Origin of the sequence: Streptococcus suis (assembly GCF_017601095.1) — a bacterium.
Classification (GTDB): Bacteria; Bacillota; Bacilli; order Lactobacillales; family Streptococcaceae; genus Streptococcus; species Streptococcus suis_Z.
The window spans coordinates 1-6,833 of sequence record NZ_JAGFUX010000021.1 but is presented as its reverse complement, the minus strand read 5'-3'; the positions used below and the strand labels follow the sequence as shown (position 1 = coordinate 6,833).

The 6,833-nt window shown below is 37.3% G+C and carries 7 protein-coding genes and 1 pseudogene; all 8 read left to right on the top strand.

Annotated features, from left to right (window positions below):
• Nucleotides 1-87: 87 nt before the first annotated feature.
• Nucleotides 88-1,371, top strand: a complete 1,284-nt coding sequence (locus J5566_RS10630) for a hypothetical protein (protein WP_432215594.1) — start codon at nt 88-90, stop codon at nt 1,369-1,371.
• Nucleotides 1,372-1,380: 9 nt separating this feature from the next.
• On the top strand, nt 1,381-1,926 hold the full coding sequence (locus J5566_RS10215) for a hypothetical protein (RefSeq protein ID WP_105111492.1): 546 nt from the start codon (nt 1,381-1,383) through the stop codon (nt 1,924-1,926).
• 94 nt (nt 1,927-2,020) lie between these two features.
• Nucleotides 2,021-3,652, top strand: a pseudogene (locus J5566_RS10210) (T7SS effector LXG polymorphic toxin); the annotation flags it as partial.
• Nucleotides 3,653-3,662: 10 nt separating this feature from the next.
• On the top strand, nt 3,663-4,277 hold the full coding sequence (locus tag J5566_RS10205) for a hypothetical protein (RefSeq protein ID WP_208563163.1): 615 nt from the start codon (nt 3,663-3,665) through the stop codon (nt 4,275-4,277).
• A gap of 15 nt (nt 4,278-4,292) precedes the next feature.
• The gene (locus tag J5566_RS10200) at nt 4,293-4,736 is read left to right on the top strand and encodes an NADAR family protein (RefSeq protein WP_208563162.1); all 444 of its coding nucleotides are present in this window, start codon (nt 4,293-4,295) and stop codon (nt 4,734-4,736) included.
• Between the two features lie 100 nt (nt 4,737-4,836).
• On the top strand, nt 4,837-5,301 hold the full coding sequence (locus tag J5566_RS10195) for an ADP-ribosyltransferase (protein ID WP_208563161.1): 465 nt from the start codon (nt 4,837-4,839) through the stop codon (nt 5,299-5,301).
• Nucleotides 5,302-5,314: 13 nt separating this feature from the next.
• Nucleotides 5,315-6,304, top strand: coding sequence for an ADP-ribosylglycohydrolase family protein (locus J5566_RS10190; RefSeq protein ID WP_208563160.1), 990 nt, complete (start codon nt 5,315-5,317; stop codon nt 6,302-6,304).
• 102 nt (nt 6,305-6,406) lie between these two features.
• The coding region (locus J5566_RS10185; protein ID WP_244229028.1) for a T7SS effector LXG polymorphic toxin at nt 6,407-6,833 on the top strand (427 nt) is incomplete at its 3' end.

Genomic DNA, 6,833 nt, shown 5'->3' with positions numbered 1-6,833 from the left:
CATGCTAGTCATGATTTGTCAGCTTTTAAAGAGTTGCTCGCCTCAACAAAGGCGCTCTTGGCGGAGTATAGTAATCGCCCTAGGACAGTGGCAACCTATCAATCCGGAGATATTGGTCGTTTAACTACCATTGAGCGTTTTGCGACAGCTTATGAGGCTGTGGCAAATCATCTTAGCAATAATGCGGAGCGCTTACAAGCTGCCCAAGAACGAGATCAAGCACGATTTGAAGCCTTGGCAGCGGAAGAGCGAACCAAACAGGGCTGGATAGACTTGGCTTTAGGTGCAGTCACAATTGCAGTAGGTCTTGCGGCTATTGTAGCAACAGCAGGTGCTGCGACCCCTTTGGTTGTAGGTGCAGGCATTGTGGCAGGAACAGGCACAATCGCCTATGGTGCTTCCAATGTGGCAGAAGCAGGACAAGATATTTACCTAGGCTACAAAGGTGATGGTAAAACCTTAGCCATCAACCCCATCCGAGATACCCTCTTCATGGGAAATGACAAACTATACCATCAAGTTGGAGGTCTTTTTACAACAGCTAGTGCGGTGATGATCCCCATCGGACAAACACAGAGTGTAACTAAAGGCCTCGCTGAGTTTGCGATAGGTGAGGTAGGAGGCTTTGTCGGAGGTCAGGCAGGCTATCACGGCACCAAACTTCTAGGAGGAAGCGAAGCAGATGCCGAGCGTGCAACTTTTGTAGGCAGTATCCTAGGTGGTTTTGCGGCATCGTCTGCGGCGAGCAAGTTTAGTTTGAATGATGTGGGTAAAACTAAGGTCACTTCATTTATGGATGAGATGAGTCCTGAAGATGCTCAGAGATACGTAGCTTGGAATGAGTTTGTTGAAGCTGGCATTGAACCTGAGGCTAGAATTCGGATATTAGATGAGGGAATTATCTCTCCACATACCTATCAAGAATTTATTAAACATAATCCTTTTCAGAATGTTGATGATTATTTGGAGTTGGTTAAAGGACAATCACCATGGCCAAAAGGTTTTATCCCGGAGAAAAGAGTTTTGAAAGGTGGAGACATGTTTGAGATGGCTCTGTCACCTGGTCAGGAAGATTTTCAACCAGGAGGTTTCGCAACAGATGTGGGGACAATTACAGATGTTAACTATGTAAGAAATAAACTCGCTGTTAAGGTAGATTGGAAGGGTGATATTGATAGAGTAGTTGTATATAAGGTAAAAGACGGTTTGGAATTACCAGTACAAGTAGGACCAGTCGGTCCGCAAATTGATCTAAAAGTGGACAAATATTTACCAGGTGGAGCGGGTCAGAAAGAGTTCTTATTACCTAGGGAAATAGATAGAATGGACTATTTAGATGTGATTGAAGAATTAGGAAGAGAAATTTATTAAGGAGTTTTTATGCATATAACTAGAGATGGAAATGTTGTCAGTTGGAATTATGGTAGTACAGTAGTATCTATCGAATTAGCTAATGTATATTATGCTAGGTACTTTCAACAAAAAGGTTATGTTATATTAAAGACACGGAGAACGGTAACAGATATTTCTTACTTTTATTATGGTATCGATGGGACTCTTTTTCTAGAATATCATCTTGAAACAAGTATTATAAAGTGGTTATATAATCTGGAGTTCTTAACACTGGAAGTATCCGATTTAAAAAATGTAGAAGTTAACCAAGAAAAAAGGCTTCTGTATATAATTTATGGAGAAGGTGATAAAAAATTTTTAAAAGTAATTGATTTAGAAGGAAACGAAAAACTTGTAGCAAAATCACCTTCTGGATTTGAAATGAAATATTTTTCTGATATTGAAAATAATGGAATTAAAGTTGTTTGTGAAGCGACTACAGAAGAGAATATAGATTCTTTTGGACGCTATCAATTTAACTTCTTATTAGATTTAGAAACTGGTCAGTGGGAAAAATTGGGGCTGGCTTATTAAATTCAATCAGAATAAGAGCTCAAGACAATACAATCAGAATTATGCAGTTCTCATAATAATCTTAAAAATCGGATAGAATAACGACCCCAACCTCCAAGGTCAAGCAGTTACGAGTATTCGGACTTATCTGAGCGAAGTTCACGGTACGTTCTTGCAGACATTAATCAATCTGATGAATGATTACTCCGCTAGCCTCTTGCTTTATAAGGATGGTTATTATAACATAGACAGCAACAACCATGCAGAGTTGCCAGAGAATACCTTTACGACGTTACAGTCTGACTTGAAGACGTCACGAGATCATCTGAAAAGTCAGATTGAATTATTAAATACCGCCAGGTCCAAAATATCTGATTTGGTATCTTACTCTGGAAGCAGTCACACCAAAACCATCCAGCATTATAACTTTATTATTAATGATATTAAGACCTTAGATGAGTCAATCAAGCAATATGAGAGTAACCATGCTAGTCATGATTTGTCAGCTTTTAAAGAGCTGCTCGCCTCAACAAAGGCGCTCTTGGCGGAGTATAGTAATCGCCCTAGGACAGTAGCAACCTATCAATCAGGGGATATTGGTCGTTTAACTAACATTGAGCGTTTTGCGACAGCTTATGAGGCTGTGGCAAATCACCTTACCAATAACGCGGAACGCTTACAAGCTGCCCAAGAACGAGATCAAGTACGATTTGAAGCTCTGGCAGCGGAAGAGCGAACCAAACAGGGCTGGATAGACTTGGCTTTAGGTGCGGTCACCATTGCAGTAGGTCTTGCGGCTATTGTAGCAACTGCAGGCGCTGCGACCCCTTTGGTTGTAGGTGCAGGCATTGTGGCAGGAACAGGCACTGTCGCCTATGGTGCTTCCAATGTGGCAGAAGCAGGACAAGATATTTACCTAGGCTACAAAGGTGATGGTAAAACCTTAGCCATCAACCCCATCCGAGATACCCTCTTCATGGGAAATGATAAACTATACCATCAAGTTGGAGGTCTTTTTTCAACAGCTAGTGCGGTGATGATACCCATCGGACAAACACAGAGTGTGACTAAAGGCCTCGCTGAGTTTGCGATAGGTGAAGTAGGCGGTTTTGTCGGAGGTCAGGCAGGTTATCATGGAATCAAACTTCTAGGAGGAAGCGAAGCTGATGCACAACGTGCAACCTTTGTAGGCAGTATCTTAGGTGGCTTTGCAGCATCGTCTGCGGCGAGCAAGTTTAGTTTGAATAGGCCAAGTAAGGAAGTACCTAAAGTGGTTTCTCGCTCCGATAATAATTTTTATTCTCAAAGTAATCATAAAGGGGCACCTAAAGCTTATATTGACGCAGATGGTAATCTTGTGCCAGCTAATCCAAATGGTTCTGGTAGTGCTGTAAGTCACGTTAGAGGTGGAAATTCATCTAAATCTCCGTATATTTCTACTACAGACTTAACTGTTTCTAACAGTCCTAAACATTATGGTAATCAAGCTATATCTATAAAAACACGTAAATTACAAATAGATATTGATGCAGAACGTATAAGAGGTGTTGAAATTATTACACACGATGAATTAGTGAGTCAATTTACTAACAAGGTTCAGCAAGTCCAGATAAGGTATACGAATAATCCAACTCCTAAAAATTTGAGGGCTCTAAATAGGGCGAATTCAGATTTACAGAATATTATTCGAGATGGTGAAGTATTGATTAAAGGGATAGTTCCTAAAAAATACATAAATTATAAGTAAAAGGATAAATATGAACAAAGAATATATTGATAAATTATTATACGATATACCGGAAGGGGCAGATTATGCTATAGATGCTTCTGAACTAGAACAAGAGGATATCTCATCTACTAGAGTAAGACAATTGGAGGAGTTATTGCAACAAGGAGAGTATGTCTTTGAAATCTCTATGTTATTAACTGCTTGGGGATACGATAGTGGTTTCAATTGCTTAACAGAACTTTTTGATAAAGGTTTACTCAGAGGTTTTATAGTCAATAGATTATATGGATATGATGAAACCTATAAACATATCTTGGATAACTTGATATTATTTTGGATAAATAAGGGCGCAGGAGAGGATAAAGAGATAGAAGTCAAAGTTAATCTATATATAAAAAAAATTATTCAGGATTCATTCCTAGAGATGTATGATTTAGATCCTTTGATTACATTTTTACAACTTTCTAATACACGTCAAGAGCTTATAGAATTGATAAAACAAAATCTCGAAAAAATAACTTTGGAGCAAGAGAATTTCTTATGGAGAATAAAAAGTGATTTGAAGATAATAAACCTTTATGATAAAGATTTTGTAGACAATTTTATAAATAAATATTCTTTAGACCGAGATGATGTCTTATAATTTGTTAAAATAAGTATGGAAAATATTAAATTTTATAAAATCAATGAACCTTTTGGTGAATTTTCAAATTTTTCTCCCTATGGATTTTTTGATGACTCTGGTCTATATTGGCCGACAAGTGAGCATTATTTTCAAGCTCAAAAATTTGAGTCTAAAGAGCTTAGTGAAAAAATTAGATTACTTTCCAATCCAATGGATGCAGCTATTGAGGGACGAAATAGAATGAATCCACTTAAGGAAGATTGGGAGCAGATTAAGCAAGATGTAATGTTTTATGCTGTTGAACAAAAGTTTAATCAAAACACTATATTGAAAGAATTATTACTGTCAACAGATCATCTTGAAATTATTGAACATACTATAAATGATGGCTATTGGGGAGACGGTGGTGATGGTTCAGGAAAAAACATGTTAGGCAAAATTTTAATGGAAGTTCGAGATAAACTTCGTATGGATTAGACTAGTATTTTTTAAAATTAACTCCTTTGAAATAGGTTAGCTATAAAGTGATGACTTTGATTCAGTAGTTGAAGCTATAACGCGGAACTTTTCAGAATTTTTGAATATATTTAGGTACATCAATAATTACCTAAGAGGCATAAGCGATGATTTAGGCCCCGTTTCAGATGCAACAATCGATCAAATTAGGTATGCATTAAATAAAATGGAAATTCCAGATGATTTGACCTTATATCGTGGAACAGATGCTACACCATTTAAGAAAATATTGACTAAGCAAATGGATGGAAGTATTGACTGGCAATCTTTAAAGGGACAAATTTACTCAGATCAGGCATTTATAAGCACCTCGATTGAAAAATCGGCTTCTTTTGCTTCACACGATGGTAATAATGTACTTTGGGAGATTGCGGCACCAAAAGGAGCCAAAGGGGGGATGTTAAATCAAATAAGTCAATATCCGAGTGAGCTTGAATTACTACTAAATTCAAATTCTAAATTTGTGATTAATGAGGTTATCGAAAAAGGAAACGATATTACGATTAAAATGACATTGCTGAAATAGATAAGGAGAAACAATGAGGTTACATGAAAAATGGATAGAAGACTCTAGACAAATGGGCTTACTTGCTGTGAAAGAACAGCTACAGGCGGTTATCTATGGCTTAGCTATTGGTGATGCTTTAGGTGTTCCAGTTGAGTTCAAAGAAAGAGGGACCTATAGTATTACGGATATGATTGGTCATGGGACTTATAACCAACCTTTGGGAACTTGGTCTGATGATACCTCTTTATCCTTGGTATTAATGGAACATCTTTCAGAGTGTTCTGATTTACCAGCATTAATGGATAAATTTGCGGCATATCGCAATGGCTATTTGACCCCATACGGTGATTGTTTTGATATTGGAATTGGAACTAATCAGGCTATTGAACGCTACTTGTCAGGTGTTTTCCCTGAAGAAGCAGGTGGACAATCTGAAATGGATAACGGAAACGGGGCTCTGATGAGGCTTTCCCCTTTAGCGATTCTATTGCAAGAAGAATTTGATTTTCCTAAGAAAGTAAAAATAATTGAAAGATATACAAAAATTACCCATAGACATCCAAGAACTGTAGTTGCATCAATCTTATATATTCAAATACTTATTGGCTTGTTATTGAATAATAATCTAGAAAATACAATAAAAGGAACAAAAAAAATATTTCTAGAATCTTTCGATCAATCTCACCCTTACAGGAAAGAGTTTGAAGAATACTATGCAGACTTATTCAATAAAGAATTTTTAGAATTACCATCTTCTGAAATAGCTTCTACAGGCTATGTTGTAGATACACTAAAGGCTGTAATTTGGTGTGTAGGCACGACAGATAGTTTTAAATCAGCTATTCTAAAAGCGGTAAACCTAGGTGGTGATACTGATACAATCGGAGCGATAACTGGAACACTAGCTGGTGCTCTGTATAAAATTGAAAGTATACCAGAAGAATGGATACAGAAACTTGCTAATAAATCATTGATAGATGAAAAAATAAAAGAATTTCTTACCTATTTTCAAGTAAAATAGTATCAAAAAATGGGAGTTTTAAACAAAGAATTATAATTATTCTAGTTCTTATTTGTACAAAATGAGTTTTAGCAGAGTTTTTGCTCTGCTTTTTCACAAGCTATGGGCTATAAAATCAAATTCGACGATATCACCTCTCTCCAGATTAGCACCCAGACAACCATTGGTTCATGGGGTGAGTCTGTTTCTAGTCTGAACACAGCTATGTCAGGTTTCATCAACGACCCCAACCTCCAAGGTCAAGCAGTTACGAGTATTCGGACTTATCTGAGCGAAGTTCACGGCACGTTCTTGCAGACATTAATCAATCTGATGAATGATTACTCCGCTAGTCTCTTGCTTTATAAGGATGGTTATTATAACATAGACAGCAATAACCATGCAGAGTTGCCAGAGAATACCTTTACGACGTTACAGTCTGACTTGAAGACGTCACGAGATCATCTGAAAAGTCAGATTGAATTATTAAATACCGCCAGGTCCAAAATATCTGATTTGGTATCTTACTCTGGAAGCAGTCACACCAAAA